The organism is Enterobacter sp. ECC-175 (assembly GCF_043968675.1).
Classification (GTDB): Bacteria; Pseudomonadota; Gammaproteobacteria; order Enterobacterales; family Enterobacteriaceae; genus Enterobacter.
In genome coordinates this window covers 4232301-4247842 of record NZ_CP143776.1, presented here as the reverse complement: position 1 = coordinate 4247842, position 15542 = coordinate 4232301, and the positions used below count along the sequence as shown (strand labels likewise).

At 58.2% G+C, this 15542-nt stretch carries 9 protein-coding genes and 3 tRNA genes; 6 read left to right on the top strand and 6 right to left on the bottom strand.

All coding sequences use genetic code 11. The features are described from left to right. Nucleotides 1-105: 105 nt before the first annotated feature. The 3 genes from ptrA to recD are packed head-to-tail and all read left to right on the top strand — an operon-like array spanning nucleotide 106 to nucleotide 8344. Entirely contained in the window at nucleotides 106-2988 is a 2883-nt protein-coding gene (gene ptrA, locus V1599_RS20100; protein WP_395300728.1) for a pitrilysin, read from the top strand. Continuing rightward, entirely contained in the window at nucleotides 2985-6527 is a 3543-nt protein-coding gene (gene recB, locus V1599_RS20095; RefSeq protein ID WP_395300727.1) for an exodeoxyribonuclease V subunit beta, read from the top strand. The genes ptrA and recB overlap by 4 nt, the downstream gene beginning before the upstream one ends. After that, nucleotides 6524-8344 (top strand): exodeoxyribonuclease V subunit alpha, encoded by a 1821-nt coding sequence (recD, locus tag V1599_RS20090; protein ID WP_297115720.1) that lies wholly within the window; start codon nucleotides 6524-6526, stop codon nucleotides 8342-8344. Before recB ends, recD begins: the two co-directional genes overlap by 4 nt. A gap of 35 nt (nucleotides 8345-8379) precedes the next feature. On the opposite strand, the gene argA is transcribed toward recD, so the two are convergent. Then, entirely contained in the window at nucleotides 8380-9711 is a 1332-nt protein-coding gene (gene argA, locus V1599_RS20085) for an amino-acid N-acetyltransferase (RefSeq protein WP_112009745.1), read from the bottom strand. A gap of 227 nt (nucleotides 9712-9938) precedes the next feature. Here argA and amiC point away from each other — a divergent pair, with 227 nt between their 5' ends. Continuing rightward, complete coding sequence (gene amiC / locus V1599_RS20080) at nucleotides 9939-11192, top strand: N-acetylmuramoyl-L-alanine amidase AmiC (protein WP_297115714.1); 1254 nt, start codon at nucleotides 9939-9941, stop codon at nucleotides 11190-11192. An 86-nt stretch (nucleotides 11193-11278) separates the two neighbouring features. On the opposite strand, the gene V1599_RS20075 is transcribed toward amiC, so the two are convergent. The 3 genes from V1599_RS20075 to V1599_RS20065 form a co-directional block, all read right to left on the bottom strand. Then, nucleotides 11279-11355 (bottom strand) — tRNA-Met (locus V1599_RS20075). Between the two features lie 44 nt (nucleotides 11356-11399). Continuing rightward, nucleotides 11400-11476, bottom strand: a tRNA-Met gene (locus V1599_RS20070). 44 nt (nucleotides 11477-11520) lie between these two features. Continuing rightward, a tRNA-Met gene (locus V1599_RS20065) sits at nucleotides 11521-11597 on the bottom strand. Between the two features lie 208 nt (nucleotides 11598-11805). On the opposite strand from V1599_RS20065, the gene mltA reads away from it, so the two are divergent. Further along, a complete protein-coding gene (gene mltA, locus V1599_RS20060; protein WP_112009742.1) occupies nucleotides 11806-12903 on the top strand; it encodes a murein transglycosylase A in 1098 nt (365 codons plus the stop codon). 74 nt (nucleotides 12904-12977) lie between these two features. Continuing rightward, the gene (gene tcdA / locus V1599_RS20055) at nucleotides 12978-13784 is read left to right on the top strand and encodes a tRNA cyclic N6-threonylcarbamoyladenosine(37) synthase TcdA (protein WP_297115709.1); all 807 of its coding nucleotides are present in this window, start codon (nucleotides 12978-12980) and stop codon (nucleotides 13782-13784) included. Here tcdA and csdE read toward each other — a convergent pair. Next, a complete protein-coding gene (csdE, locus tag V1599_RS20050; RefSeq protein WP_112009740.1) occupies nucleotides 13775-14221 on the bottom strand; it encodes a cysteine desulfurase sulfur acceptor subunit CsdE in 447 nt (148 codons plus the stop codon). The genes tcdA and csdE overlap by 10 nt on opposite strands. Continuing rightward, nucleotides 14221-15426 (bottom strand): cysteine desulfurase CsdA, encoded by a 1206-nt coding sequence (csdA, locus tag V1599_RS20045; RefSeq protein WP_297115705.1) that lies wholly within the window; start codon nucleotides 15424-15426, stop codon nucleotides 14221-14223. Before csdA ends, csdE begins: the two co-directional genes overlap by 1 nt. Nucleotides 15427-15542: the final 116 nt, after the last annotated feature.

Here is a 15542-nt window from a genome sequence, read left to right as displayed (position 1 = left end):
ATTTATGATGCACTCCTTATCACGGACTGATGTACCCAAAGAAAGAGATGCTGGCGCGTCCAGCACGCAATTTGTTAATGATGTAGCCGTGATAAAGAGGTCGTAATGCCAGGCAGCACCTTGTTTAAAGCGTTAGTGATATTTATCGCCCTTTGGGCACCCGTTACTCAGGCAGATACCGGTTGGCAGCCCGTTCAGGAAACTATCCGTAAGAGCGAGAAAGACACCCGCCAGTATCAGGCTATTCGTCTTGATAACGGAATGACCGTCCTGCTCGTTTCCGATCCTCAGGCGGTAAAATCCCTCTCGGCGCTGGTTGTGCCTGTCGGCTCTTTGCAGGACCCGCAGGAACATCAGGGACTTGCGCACTATCTGGAACATATGACGCTGATGGGTTCAAAAAAATACCCGCAGCCGGATAGCCTGTCTGAATTTCTCAAAATGCATGGCGGAAGCCATAACGCCAGCACCGCGCCTTATCGCACCGCATTTTATCTTGAAGTCGAAAACGACGCCCTTGCCGGCGCGGTCGATCGTCTGGCGGATGCAATAGCCGCGCCGCTGCTGGATAAAAAATATGCCGATCGCGAACGCAATGCGGTGAATGCTGAACTGACGATGGCCCGTACCCGCGACGGTATGCGCATGGCCCAGGTCAGCGCTGAAACCATCAACCCGGCGCACCCTGGCTCACGTTTCTCCGGCGGTAATCTGGAAACGCTGGCCGACAAACCGAACAGCCCGGTGGTGGATGCACTGCATGCGTTTCGTGATAAATACTACTCTGCGAACATCATGAAAGCGGTTATCTACAGCAACAAACCGCTGCCGGAACTGGCCGGCATGGCCGCGCAGACGTTTGGCCGCGTGCCGAATAAAAACATCGAACAGCCTACCATTGACGTTCCGGTGGTTACTGACGCTCAAAAAGGGATCGTCATTCACTACGTTCCGGCGCTGCCGCGAAAAGTATTACGCGTTGAGTTCCGTATCGACAACAACACGGCGCAGTTTCGCAGCAAAACGGATGAGCTGGTGACCTATCTTATTGGTAACCGAAGCCCGGGCACGCTTTCTGACTGGCTGCAAAAGCAGGGGCTGGTGGAAGGCATTCGCGCTGACTCCGATCCCGTCGTAAACGGCAACAGCGGCGTGCTGGCGATTTCCGCAACGCTGACGGATAAAGGACAGGCTCACCGCGATGAAGTGGTGGCGGCCATCTTCAGCTACCTCTCTTTACTGCGTGAAAAAGGGGTCGATAAACGCTACTTCGATGAACTGGCACACGTGCTGGATCTTGATTTCCGCTACCCGTCGATCACGCGGGACATGGACTACGTGGAGTGGCTGTCCGACACGATGATCCGCGTGCCGATCGAGCACACCCTGGATGCTGTGAATATCGCCGATAAGTACGATGCGGAGGCGATAAAAGCGCGTTTGGCAATGATGACGCCGCAGAATGCCCGCATCTGGTATATCAGCCCGAACGAGCCGCACAACAAAACGGCCTACTTCGTTGATGCGCCTTATCAGGTCGACAAAATTAGCGAGAAAACCTTCGCGGGCTGGCAGAAAAAGGCGGGAGAGATCGAGCTGCAGCTGCCTGAGCTGAATCCCTATATTCCTGATGATTTTTCGCTGATTAAGGCCCCGAAGGCGTATCCGCATCCTGAACTCATCATCGATGAGCCCACGCTGCGCGTGGTTTACTCCCCAAGCCGCTATTTTGCCAGCGAGCCGAAAGCCGACGTCAGCGTGGTGCTGCGTAATCCAAAAGCGATGGACAGCGCCAAAAATCAGGTGATGTTCGCGCTGAATGACTATCTGGCCGGTATCGCGCTGGACCAGCTCAGCAACCAGGCCGCGGTGGGCGGGATTAGCTTCTCGACCAACGCTAACAACGGCCTGATGGTGAATGCCAACGGCTACACCCAGCGTTTGCCGCAGCTGTTCCAGGCGCTTCTGGAAGGGTATTTCAACTACACCCCTACCGAAGAGCAGTTCGAGCAGGCGAAGTCGTGGTACGCGCAGATGATGGATTCTGCCGAAAAAGGTAAAGCCTACGATCAGGCGATTATGCCCGCGCAGATGCTGTCGCAGATCCCTTACTTCCAGCGTGAGGATCGCCGCGCGCTGCTGCCTTCCTTGACGCTAAAAGAGGTGATGGCGTATCGCGATTCGCTGAAATCCAATACCCGTCCGGAATTCCTGATTGTGGGGAATATGGGTGAAGACCAGGCAAAAACGCTGGCGCAGAACGTGCGCGCCCAGCTGGGTTCAAAAGGCGACGAATGGTGTCGAAATCAGGATGTGCTGGTTGAGAAAAAGCAGAATGTGATTTTCGAAAAAGCCGGTAACAGCACCGATTCCGCGCTGGCGGCCGTCTTTGTGCCGACGGGCTATGACGAATTTGCCAGCTCCGCCCAAAGCGCGGTGCTGGGGCAAATTATTCAGCCGTGGTTCTACAATCAGCTGCGCACCGAAGAGCAGCTGGGCTACGCGGTATTTGCCTTCTCAATGAACGTGGGCCGTCAGTGGGGGCTGGGCTTCCTGCTGCAAAGCAGCGATAAACAGCCTGCCTATCTTTGGCAGCGCTATCAGGCCTTCTTCCCGCAGGTGGAAGAAAAGCTGCGTGCCATGAAGCCGGAGGAGTTCGCGCAAATTCAACAGGCGGTCATTGCACAGGTAATGCAGCCGCCGCAAACGCTTGGAGAAGAAGCCTCGCAGCTGAGCAAAGATTTCGATCGCGGCAATATGAAATTCGATTCGCGTGATAAAATCGTCGCCGAGATAAAACAGCTGACGCCGCAGAAGGTTGCCGACTTCTTCCATCAGGCGGTGATTCAACCGCAGGGAATGGCCATTCTGTCGCAGGTTTCCGGCAGCCAGAACGGGAAGGTAGAATACGTTAACCCGAAAGGCTGGAAGGTCTGGAAGAGCGTCAGCGCGCTACAGCAATCAATGCCCTGGAGTAAGAAAGAATGACCAATACCGCTGAGCCGCTTAATCCCTTACGTTTACCTCTACAGGGCGAACGGTTGATTGAAGCCTCAGCGGGAACGGGAAAAACCTTCACCATCGCCGCGCTCTATTTGCGCCTGCTGTTAGGGCTGGGCGGCAGCGCGGCTTTTCCACGTCCCCTCAGCGTGGAAGAACTGCTTGTTGTGACCTTTACAGAAGCGGCCACCGCCGAGCTGCGCGGCCGTATTCGCGCCAATATTCACGAGCTGCGCATCGCCTGCCTGCGCCAGGGCACGGACAATCCTCTCTATGCGAGCCTGCTGGAAGAAATCAGCGACAGGCAGCAGGCCGCGCAGTGGCTGCTGTTAGCTGAACGGCAGATGGACGAAGCCTCCGTTTTTACCATCCACGGCTTTTGCCAGCGCATGCTGAGCCTCAATGCGTTTGAATCCGGCATGCTGTTTGAGCAGCAGCTTATCGAAGATGAATCTGAACTTCGCTATCAGGCCTGCGCGGATTTCTGGCGCCGTCACTGCTACCCGCTGCCGCGCGATATCGCCGAAGCGGTACACGCCCTTTGGAAGGGGCCGGAAGATCTTTTACGCGCCATAAACAGCTACCTGCAGGGCGAAGCGCCGGTGATCAAGTCGCCGCCGCCTGCGGACGAAACGCTGTCTATGCGCCATGAAAAGATCGTGGCGAAAATTGCGGCCCTCAAGCAGCAGTGGAATGAATCGGTTAGTGATATTGATGCCGTTCTCGAAAGCTCCGGGATCGACCGGCGCAAGTTTAACCGTGGCAACCAGGGGAAATGGATCGAGAAGATTAGCGCCTGGGCGCAGGAGGATACACGCGGATATCAGCTGCCCGATGCCCTGGAGAAGTTCTCCCAGCGCTTTCTCGTAGAGCGTACCAAACCCGATGGCATTGTTCCCGAGCATCCGCTTTTCGTCGCCATTGAGGCGCTGCTGGCCGAGCCGTTGACCCTCAACGATCTGATGATTACCCGTGCGATGGCGGAAATTCGTGAAACGGTGGCGCGAGAAAAACGCCGCCGCGGCGAGCTTGGCTTTGACGATATGCTCAGCCGTCTCGATGCCGCGCTGAGCAGTGAAAATGGGGACGCTCTTGCGGCGGCTATCCGCACCCGCTTCCCGGTGGCAATGATAGATGAGTTTCAGGATACGGACCCGCAGCAGTATCGTATCTTTCGCCGCATCTGGCAGCGCCAGCCGGATACCGCGCTGCTGCTGATCGGCGATCCTAAGCAGGCCATTTACGCCTTTCGTGGCGCAGACATTTTTACCTACATGAAGGCCCGAAGCGAGGTTGAGGCGCACTACACGCTGGACACCAACTGGCGCTCGTCTCCCGCGATGGTTGAGAGCGTCAACGCGCTGTTTAGCCGGATGGATGCGGCGTTCATGTTCCGCGAAATCCCTTTTTTACCCGTAAAATCCGCGCCCAAAAATGCCGCTTTACGTTTTGAATATAACGGTGCGGCACAGCCCGCGATGCGCTTCTGGCTGCTTGACGGCGAGGGCTACGGCGTTGCGGATTATCAAAACGCCATGGCGCAGCACTGTGCCGCTCAAATCCGGGACTGGCTCAGCGCGGGCGTGCGCGGTGAAGCGCTGCTGTGGAGAGGCGAAACGTCTCGACCGGTTAAGGCATCAGACATTACGGTGCTGGTCCGCAGCCGCCAGGAAGCCGCGCTGATCCGCGATGCCCTTACGCTGCTGAATATTCCATCCGTCTACCTCTCTAACCGCGACAGCGTATTCGATACGCTGGAAGCGCAGGAGATGCTTTGGCTGCTGCAGGCCGTGCTGGCTCCGGAGCGGGAAAGCACGCTGCGCAGCGCGCTGGCCAGCGCCATGCTGGGGCTGAATGCGCGCGATATTGATGCGCTCAACAATGATGAACACGCCTGGGATGCAGTGGTTGACGAGTTTGTACGCTATCGCGAGCGCTGGCAAAAGCGGGGCGTCATGGCGATGCTGCGCGACGTTATGAAGCAGCGCCATATCGCAGAAAATCTGCTTGCGACGACCGGCGGCGAAAGGCGGCTCACGGACATCCTGCACATCAGCGAGCTGTTGCAGGAGGCGGGAACGCAGCTTGAAAGCGAGCATGCGCTGGTCCGCTGGCTTGCGCAGCAGATCGCGGACCCCAACAGCAACTCGGCGAGCCAGCAGATGCGCCTTGAAAGCGATAAGCATCTGGTGCAAATCGTCACTATCCACAAGTCGAAGGGGCTAGAGTATCCGCTGGTCTGGCTGCCGTTTATCGCCAACTATCGCGCGCAGGATCAGGCGTTCTACCACGACCGCGAATCGTTTGAAGCGGTGCTCGATCTCAGCAAGGCAGAGTCCAGCGTTGAGCTGGCAGAGGCCGAGCGTCTGGCGGAGGATTTACGCTTGCTGTACGTGGCGCTGACCCGTTCCGTCTGGCACTGTAGCCTGGGCGTCGCGCCGCTTTTCCGTCGCCGCGGTGAAAAAACGGGAGAGACCGATTTTCATTTAAGCGCGCTGGGCCGTCTCATTCAGCTCGGAGAGCCAAAGGATGCTGCCGGTTTGCGCCAGTGCATTGAATCGCTTTGCGGTGAAGCTATTGCGCTGCATACCCCTTCAGAGCCGGACGGCAGCCGCTGGCACATGCCCGAGGCGCGTGAAGGTGCCCTGCATGCCCGACCAGTTACGCGAGCCGTTGCCGACGACTGGCGGGTGACAAGCTATTCCGGCCTGCAGCAGCATGGGCAAAATATCGCACTGGACCTGATGCCGAAGCTGGACGTGGATGCCGCAGGGGTAGGGGATGTTCCCGCAGAACCCGCTCTTACGCCGCATCAGTTTCCACGCGGCGCATCGCCGGGGACGTTTTTACACAGCCTGTTCGAAGAGCTGGATTTTACGCAGCCCGTTTCAGAAGAGTGGGTGCTCAGGATGCTCCAGGCCGGAGGATATGGCGCAGAATGGCAGCCGGTGCTGACCGCGTGGCTCGACGCAGTTTTGCGCGCGCCGCTCACCGAAAGCGGCATGTCGCTTCGCCAGCTGTCGGCCAAAGATAAACAGGTGGAAATGGAGTTTTATCTCCCCATCGCGAGCCCGCTCAGGGCGGATGCGCTTGATGCGCTTATTCGCGAGCACGATGCGTTATCTGCCGGCTGTCCGCCGCTGAATTTCCGTCAGGTGCAGGGTATGCTCAAGGGCTTTATTGACCTTGTGTTTCGCCACGACGGGCGCTACTACCTGCTGGATTACAAATCAAACTGGCTGGGTGAAAACAGCGAAGCCTACACGCAGCAGGCGATGGCGGCTGCCATGCAGTCGCACCGATACGATCTGCAGTATCAGCTTTACACCCTGGCGCTGCATCGCTATTTGCGCCATCGCATTGCGGATTACCGCTACGAAAAACATTTTGGTGGCGTGATCTACCTGTTCCTGCGCGGAGTGAATGCGGACGACCCGAGTTCGGGCATTTTTAGTACCCGGCCGGACGAGGCGTTAATTGAAGAGATGGACAGCTTGTTTGCAGCAGGCACGGAGGCGCTGGCATGACGATGCAGGAACTATTGCTCAACGCGGCGGAGCAGCGCCTGCTGCGCCCGCTGGACGTACAGTTCGCCATGATGGTTGCACGGGAGCAGCCGGCCGTCATGCTGGCAGCGGCAATGCTCAGCAAAGATGCCGGGGAAGGTCACGTCTGCCTGCCCCTGACGCGCCTGGCCGTTGATGAGAAAATGCCCCCGGCACTTCAGGCCTGCTTCGCGCTGCTTGGCGAGCCGGTTGACTGGGAAGCCGAGCTTATGCGCTCCAGCGCCGTCAGTCAGGGAGAGGGCCAGGCCCCGCTCATCCTCATTGCTGGCCGGCTGTACCTGAACCGCATGTGGCGAAACGAGCTGGCCGTTGCACGCTTTTTTAGCGAAACCAACGCGCCGCTCCCCTGCGACGAAGCCCGGCTCAGGCAAACGCTGGATGACCTGTTTCCCTCGGGCGAGGCCGTCGACTGGCAAAAAGTGGCTGCTGCCGTCGCCTTAACCCGGCGAATTTCCGTTATCTCCGGCGGCCCGGGGACGGGCAAAACGACCACCGTTGCAAAGCTGCTTGCGGCGCTGATCCAGCTTTCCGGCGACCAAAAGTGCCGGATCCGCCTCGCGGCCCCGACCGGTAAAGCGGCGGCTCGCCTCACGGAATCCCTGGGCGGCGCAGTGCAGAAGCTTCCGCTCGACGACGATCGGCGCGCGCTTTTCCCCAGCGAGGCCAGCACCTTGCACCGCCTGCTTGGCGCACAGCCCGGCAGCCAGCGCCTGCGCTACCATGCGGGCAATCCGCTGCATCTGGACGTGCTGGTGGTGGATGAAGCCTCGATGATCGATCTGACCATGATGTCGCGGCTCATTGATGCCCTACCGCCGCACGCGCGGGTGATTTTCCTGGGCGACAGGGACCAGCTGGCCTCCGTCGAGGCGGGCGCGGTACTGGGGGATATTTGCACCTTTGCCAGCCTGGGCTACACCGCTGAGCGTGCTCAGGAGCTGACCCGGCTGACCGGCTGCGTGCTGGAAGGCGATAGCTCGCCTCGGGCCGGCGCACTGCGCGACAGCCTGTGCCTGCTGCAAAAAAGCTATCGTTTTGGCAGCGAGTCCGGCATTGGACGGCTGGCGGCCGCGGTTAATCGGGGCGATCGCCATACGACCCGCGCGGTGTTTGACGGCAGCTTTGCGGACATTGAGAAAAAGTCGCTCCAGAGTGGAGAGGAGTATCAGGTCATGCTGGAAGAGGCTCTTCAGGGCTACCACCATTTCCTGAGCTGCGTGCAGCAAAACGCCGCGCCAGAGCAGGTGATTGCCGCCTTTGGCGAATACCAGCTTCTTTGCGGGCTGCGGGAAGGGCCGTTCGGCGTGTCGGGTCTGAACGAAAGGCTGGAACATCTGCTGGTTCAGAAGCGCAAAATCACCCGCCAGCCGCATTCCCGCTGGTACGAGGGGCGGCCGGTGATGATTTCGCGCAACGACAGCGCGCTGGGCCTGTTTAACGGTGATATCGGCATCGCGCTGGACCGCGGTCAGGGGACGCGCGTGTGGTTCCAGATGCCGGACGGCAGCGTGAAATCCGTGCAGCCGAGCCGTCTTCCTGAGCATGAAACCGCCTGGGCGATGACGGTGCATAAATCCCAGGGATCGGAGTTCAACCATGCGGCGCTGATTCTGCCGACGCAGCTTTCACCGGTGATTACGCGCGAGCTGATTTATACCGCGATTACGCGCGCGCGCCAGCGGCTGTCGCTGTATGCCGATGAGCGTATTCTCGCGCAGGCCATTGCGACCCGCACGGAGCGCAGAAGCGGCCTGAGCGCGATATTCGAAATGCATTAAGCCGTCGCCCTCACTTTCCGGTGAGGGCATAACCTTTATCCCAAATCCGCCATCAGCACCTTTGAACGACGCTGATAGTTGTACATCTCTTTCTTGCTCTCCGGCAGTGAATCAATGTCCACCGGCGTAAAGCCGCGTTCCTGGAACCAGTGAATGCTGCGCGTGGTCAGGACGAACAGCTTGCTGAGGCCAATCTGGCGCGCCTGTGCCGCCACGCGCTCCAGCAGCACTTCACCGCGCGATGAGCTTCGGTAGTCCGGGTGGACGGCCACGCAGGCCATTTCGCCAATTTTCTCTTCCGGGAAGGGGTAGAGCGCGGCGCAGGCGATGGTCAGGTTATCGCGCTGAATAATGGTGAATTTGTCGATCTCCATCTCCAGCTGTTCGCGCGAGCGGCGCACCAGAATGCCCTGCTGTTCAAGCGGGCGAATCAGCTCCAGAATGCCGCCGATATCGTTAATGGTGGCGCGGCGGATTTGCTCCGCGCTCTCCATTACTATCTGCGTTCCAATGCCGTCGCGCGAGAACAGCTCCTGCAGCAGCGCGCCGTCTTCCTGATAGCTAATCAGGTGGCTGCGGCGCACGCCGCTGCGGCAGGCTTTTACCGCGCCGCGCAGAAAGCGAACGGTGCCGGAGTAGTAGTCACCTTCGGCTTCCAGGGATTCTACGCGCGCTTGCGCTTCGTTGGGAAAAAGTTCCGGCACGATCGCCCCTTCATCGTTAACGACGCCCTGCGAGGAGCAAAAGCCAATCATTTTTTCCGCCTTCAGCTTGATGGCTAGCTGAGTGGCGATCTCTTCTGAGGTCAGGTTGAAGCTCTCTCCGGTGACGGAAACCGCCACGGGGCCCATCAGCACGATGGCGCCGCTGTCCAGCTGGCGGTGGATCGCCTCCTCGTCGATGCGGCGAATGCGCCCGCTGTGGCAATAATCCACGCCGTCGTCCACGCCGAGGGGCTGGGCAATGATAAAGTTACCGCTCACAACGTTGATATGCGCCCCCTGAAGCGGCGTATTGTTCAGGCTCATCGACAGGCGCGCGGTGATATCCAGCTGCAGCAGGCCCGCGGCCTGCTTAACCAGCTCAAGCGTTTTGGCGTCCGTTACGCGGGTATTTTTATGATAAATCGGCTCGTGGTGGTGGGCCGCCAGGTTGGCGTCGATTTGTGGACGTGCGCCATACACCACGACCAGGCGAATGCCGAGGCTGTGAAGTAGCCCTATGTCATTAACAATGCTGGAGAAGTTCTCATGCTCAATGGCTTCGCCGCCGAGCATAATCACAAACGTTTTCCCGCGATGGGTGTTGATATAGGGAACAGAATGGCGGAATCCCTGGACCAGTTCGGTTCTACGTTCCTTCACCATGGCACAACCCTTAATGAATGTTTATTCGAATTTAATGTATTTTTATTCGATCGTGGGCGCGCGCGCAAGCCTAAATTTTCCGCGACGCACAGAAATGTATAAGTAATACGTGCGTTAGCGTGTGAATGTTTACCCTTTTATAGATGACAGTTTATGCGTCATTCGTTAAAGTTTTCGGTCAATTTGGACGTTTTCGTTTTTAATCAGGTTACTTGCTCGGGAGAAGCATGTCGGGATCCAATTCAGCAATAAGCCGTCGCCGCCTGTTAAAAGGGGCCGGAGCGATGTGGTTGCTCAGCGTCAGCCAGGTAGGTCTTGCCGCCACCAGTCAGGTCGTTGCGGTTCGCGTCTGGCCGTCGTCGACCTATACGCGCGTAACGGTCGAATCCAATCGGGTGCTGAAATATAAGCAGTTTGCACTCAGCAACCCCGAGCGCGTTGTGGTGGATCTTGAAGGCGTAAACCTGAACTCGGTGCTTAAAGGCATGGCGGCCCAAATTCGGGCTGACGATCCTTACATCAAGTCGGCGCGCGTCGGGCAGTTCGATCCGCAAACCGTGCGCATGGTGTTCGAGCTCAAGCAGAACGTTAAGCCGCAGCTGTTCGCGCTGGCGCCCGTTGCCACGTTTAAAGAGCGTCTGGTGATGGATCTCTATCCGGCGAATGCCACGGACATTCAGGACCCGCTGCTGGCGCTCCTCGAAGATTACAACAAAGGGGATCTCGATCGTCAGGTTCCGCCTGCGCAAAGCGGCCCTCAGCCGGGCAGGGCGGGGCGCGATCGTCCGATTGTGATCATGCTCGATCCGGGACACGGCGGGGAGGACTCCGGCGCGGTGGGGAAATATCGCACTCGGGAAAAAGACGTGGTGCTGCAGATCGCTCGCCGCCTGAAGGCGCTGATCGATAAAGAAGGCAATATGCGCGCCTACATGACGCGTAACGAGGATGTCTTTATTCCGCTGAAGGTCCGCGTGGCGAAAGCGCAAAAACAGCGTGCGGACCTTTTTGTATCCATCCACGCGGATGCGTTTACCAGCCGCCAGCCGAGCGGTTCGTCAGTGTTTGCGCTTTCCACAAAAGGCGCAACCAGTACCGCGGCGAGATATCTTGCCGACACGCAGAACGCCTCGGATCTTATCGGCGGCGTGGGGAAAAGCGGTGACCGCTACGTCGATCACACCATGTTCGATATGGTCCAGTCTCTTACCATTACCGATAGCCTGAAGTTTGGTAAGGCGGTGCTGGGCAAGCTTGGCAATATTAACAAGCTGCATAAAAACAGCGTGGAGCAGGCCGGGTTTGCGGTACTGAAAGCCCCGGATATTCCATCTATCCTTGTCGAAACGGCGTTTATCAGTAACGTAGAGGAAGAGCGGAAGCTCAAAACGGCGAAGTTCCAGCAGGAAGTGGCAGAATCTATTCTGGCAGGGATTAAGGCATACTTCTCGGACGGGGCGACGCTGGCGCGGCTCGGATAGTTTCATTCGCCGGGATGTTCCCGGCAATTTCCTAAACGGCAGACACAAAAAAACACCCTTAAGGGTGTTTATTGTTTTAGAAGTATTGGTTGCGGGGGCCGGATTTGAACCGACGACCTTCGGGTTATGAGCCCGACGAGCTACCAGGCTGCTCCACCCCGCGTCCGTCTACCTACTCTTGTAGAAACTTACTTCTTCAAATTTGATTGGTTGCGGGGGCCGGATTTGAACCGACGACCTTCGGGTTATGAGCCCGACGAGCTACCAGGCTGCTCCACCCCGCGTCCGTCTTTCTACAGTCGTAGAAGATACTTCATCAAATTTTAATTGGTTGCGGGGGCCGGATTTGAACCGACGACCTTCGGGTTATGAGCCCGACGAGCTACCAGGCTGCTCCACCCCGCGTCCGTGGATGCGCACTATACTCGGATAGGTTTGTGATGCAACCCCTTTTTCACATAAATCATGATTTTGGTTGTAAATTGAACGCTATAGCGCTGTTTGGTTTGTTTTTTGCGCAAAATTTGCCAAAGGGCATGCGATTGCATTTCATTAGCCATGACGGTTTGTTATCTTCATCACGCGGAAATGGGCAACTTAAAGACGAGATATAATGAAAGGACGATGGGCGAAGTATCTAATGACGGGCGCAATGGTAGCCATTCTTGCGGCCTGCTCTTCTAAACCGACCGATCGCGGTCAACAGTATAAAGACGGGAAATTATCCCAGCCTTTCTCCTTAGTTAACCAGCCGGATGCCGTAGGCGCGCCGATTAACGCCGGTGATTTTTCCGAGCAGGTCTACCAGATCCGCAACGCGTCGCCGCGTCTGTATAGCTCACAGAACAATGTTTATAGCGCGGTACAGGACTGGCTGCGCGCGGGCGGCGATACCCGCAATATGCGCCAGTTTGGTATTGATGCCTGGCAGATGGAAGGGGCGGATAACTACGGCAACGTCCAGTTCACCGGCTACTACACGCCGGTTATCCAGGCACGACATACCCGCCAGGGAGAGTTCCAGTACCCTATTTATCGCATGCCGCCAAAACGTGGCCGCCTGCCGTCCCGCGCGGAAATATATTCCGGCGCGCTGAGCGAAAACTATGTCCTGGCGTACAGCAACTCCCTGATGGACAACTTCATCATGGACGTTCAGGGAAGCGGATACATTGATTTTGGCGACGGCTCGCCGCTGAACTTCTTTAGCTACGCCGGTAAAAACGGCCATGCCTACCGCAGCATTGGTAAGGTGCTGATCGACAGAGGCGAAGTGAAGAAAGAAGATATGTCGATGCAGGCGATCCGCGAGTGGGGCGAAAAACACAGCGAAGCCGAAGTGCGCGAGCTGCTTGAGCAGAACCCGTCGTTCGTCTTCTTTAAACCGCAGAACTTTGCGCCGGTGAAAGGAGCAAGCGCGGTACCGCTGATTGGCCGCGCGTCCGTGGCCTCGGACCGTTCTATTATCCCCGCCGGCACTACGCTGCTTGCGGAAGTGCCGCTGCTCGACAATAACGGTAAATTTAACGGTCAGTACGAGCTACGCCTGATGGTGGCACTGGACGTAGGCGGTGCAATCAAAGGCCAGCACTTCGACATTTACCAGGGAATCGGTCCGGATGCCGGACACCGCGCGGGCTGGTATAACCACTACGGGCGCGTGTGGGTGTTGAAAACCGCGCCGGGGGCGGGAAACGTATTCAGCGGCTGAGTGTGGTATTCTGAGCGGCATATAAACGAGCAGGGGTGAGGGATTAACCTCACCCTTTTTACATCTGAGGTGTTATGTCTGTGGTAATCAGCGATGCCTGGCGCCAGCGTTTCGGCGGCACGGCACGTCTTTATGGTGAGAAGGCCCTGCAGCTGTTTGCGGATGCGCACGTCTGCGTGGTCGGGATTGGCGGCGTAGGCTCCTGGGCGGCAGAGGCGCTGGCCAGAACCGGTATCGGCGCGATTACGCTGATTGATATGGATGACGTCTGCGTAACCAACACCAACCGTCAAATTCACGCGCTGCGCGACAGCGTCGGCCTGGCAAAGTCTGAGGTGATGGCGGAACGTATTCGCCTGATCAACCCGGATTGTCGCGTCACGGTGATTGATGACTTCGTGACGGCCGATAACGTGGCCGAGTATATGAGTAAAGGCTACAGCTACGTGATCGACGCTATCGACAGCGTGCGCCCAAAGGCCGCGCTGATCGCCTACTGCCGCCGCTATAAAGTGCCGCTGGTCACCACGGGCGGCGCGGGCGGGCAGATCGATCCGACGCAGATCCAGGTCGCGGATCTGGCAAAAACCATCCAGGATCCGCTGGCGGCTAAGCTTCGCGAGCGGCTAAAAAGCGATTTTAACGTCGTGAAAAACAGCAAAGGCAAGCTGGGCGTCGACTGCGTGTTCTCGACCGAGGCGCTGGTCTATCCGCAGTCCGACGGTTCGGTATGTGCGATGAAAAGCACGGCGGAAGGCCCTAAGCGAATGGATTGCGCTTCAGGGTTTGGCGCGGCCACCATGGTGACCGCCTCATTTGGCTTTGTGGCCGTATCGCATGCCCTGAAAAAGATGATGGCGAAGGCGGAGCGTCAGGCCTGAGCCTGACGCGCGGCGTCTAGCACCGCGTCGCTGAGTGCAATCAGGCCCTGACCGCGCGAGGCGCTAAGCTGCGCGCGAAGCCCCAGCTCGTCGAACAGCGCCAGCGGAGAGTGCGTCAGCAGCTCTGCGGCGCTTTTTCCTTCCACGGCGGTCAGCAGCACCGCCAGCAGGCCGCGAACGATTCGCCCCTCGCTGTCGCCGAAAAAGTGCAGCTTACCCCCCGATGTGCAAAACCCCAGCCAGACGCGGTTCTCGCAGCCCGCTATCTCTTTTGCCTGCGCTTTCAGCTCGTCCGACAGCGCGGGCAGCTGTTTGCCGAGCAAAATCAGCTGGCGATATTTCTCCTCCCACTGGGTGAGGGGGGCGAAGGTCTGCTTTAAGGTCGCTTCCGTAATCGTGGTACCAAAAGGATGTCCGGCCAAGGCTGAAAGAGTCATTAATCCACCAGGAGTTCAAGAGCGCGGTCAACGGCGGAAACCAGCGCGTCGACGTCGCTTTTTGTATTATAGGGCGCGAAGGACGCGCGCAGCGTTCCGCTCACGCCAAGGGCGGCCAGCAGCGGCTGAGCACAGTGCTGCCCGGCGCGCAGGGCGATGCCGTATTCGGCCAGCAGCGTCACCATATCGCTGTGATGAACGCCTTCAAAATCAAAGGCGAGCAGGCTAGAGTCCTGCACCCGGAACGAGCGAAAGCCCGGACGTTTTTTCAACGCTTCTTCCGCAAGCGTCGCCAGCCCCCGGCTCCAGCTCTCCGCCTGAACGATATCCGTTTCTTCCAGCCATTCCAGCGCGGCGCTCAGGCCAATCACGCCTGCAACGTTCGGCGTACCGGCCTCCAGACGATAGGGCACATCCTGCGTTTTGAATCCGTCGAAGGTCACTTCGGTGATCATCTTGCCGCCGCCTAGCCACGGCGTCATCTGTGCCAGCAGCTCGGGTTTGCCGTACAGCACGCCGATACCGGTGGGTCCGTACAGCTTGTGTCCGGAGAACGCATAAAAATCGATATCGAGCTTCTGAACGTCCGCCGGGTAATGCACCACGCCCTGCGCGCCGTCAACCACCACCACCATGCCGCTGGCGTGAGCGATATCAATGGCGCGCGCCAGATCCGGGCAGCCGCCGGTGACGTTAGACATCTGCCCCAGCGCCAGAATGCGGCTGCGTGGAGTGATGAACTCGGGCAGTCGGGCCACGTCAGGAAGTAAATCAGCCCCCAAAGGAAGCTTAACGACCCGGGCGCCCGTCTGTTCAGCCAGCATCAGCCACGGTACCAGGTTGGCGTGGTGCTCGGCCTCGCTGACAACGATCTCATCGCCCGGCTGCAGTAGGGGACGGGCGTAGCACAGGGCGACCATGTTTATGGCCTCGGTCGTGCCGCGTGTCCAGACGATATGTTTTCCGCTTTCGGCATTGATCAGGCGCGCAACGCGATCGCGTGCAGCCTCGTAGCGTGCGGTTAAGCGCTGGGCCTCGGCAAACTGGCTGCGATGCACATTTCCCGCGCTCAGGCTGTAGAAGCGCTGCGTTGCCTCAATCACCGCCAGCGGCTTCAGCGCGGTCGCGGCGCTATCAAGGTATATACCGGCATCAACCAGCGCCGGAAACTGCGCGCGAAACTGCGCGGGACTGAAAGCGTTCATATTATTCCTCATCTCAATACCGCGATCGTCGCGCAATTTCAGCAGCAGGGCAAGGGAGTTGATATCTATCAGATTTGTCTGCTTATCCTGGCGACATTGAAAAAGCAGGTTATGCT

What these genes read in the sequence shown, in the direction of transcription:
- recD (WP_297115720.1), top strand. Translation starts at nt 6,524, where the DNA reads ATGACGATGCAGGAACTATTGCTCAACGCGGCGGAGCAGCGCCTGCTG.
- argA (WP_112009745.1), bottom strand. Translation starts at nt 9,711, where the DNA reads ATGGTGAAGGAACGTAGAACCGAACTGGTCCAGGGATTCCGCCATTCT.
- tcdA (WP_297115709.1), top strand. Translation starts at nt 12,978, where the DNA reads ATGTCTGTGGTAATCAGCGATGCCTGGCGCCAGCGTTTCGGCGGCACG.
- ptrA (WP_395300728.1), top strand. Translation starts at nt 106, where the DNA reads ATGCCAGGCAGCACCTTGTTTAAAGCGTTAGTGATATTTATCGCCCTT.
- recB (WP_395300727.1), top strand. Translation starts at nt 2,985, where the DNA reads ATGACCAATACCGCTGAGCCGCTTAATCCCTTACGTTTACCTCTACAG.
- csdE (WP_112009740.1), bottom strand. Translation starts at nt 14,221, where the DNA reads ATGACTCTTTCAGCCTTGGCCGGACATCCTTTTGGTACCACGATTACG.
- amiC (WP_297115714.1), top strand. Translation starts at nt 9,939, where the DNA reads ATGTCGGGATCCAATTCAGCAATAAGCCGTCGCCGCCTGTTAAAAGGG.
- mltA (WP_112009742.1), top strand. Translation starts at nt 11,806, where the DNA reads ATGAAAGGACGATGGGCGAAGTATCTAATGACGGGCGCAATGGTAGCC.
- csdA (WP_297115705.1), bottom strand. Translation starts at nt 15,426, where the DNA reads ATGAACGCTTTCAGTCCCGCGCAGTTTCGCGCGCAGTTTCCGGCGCTG.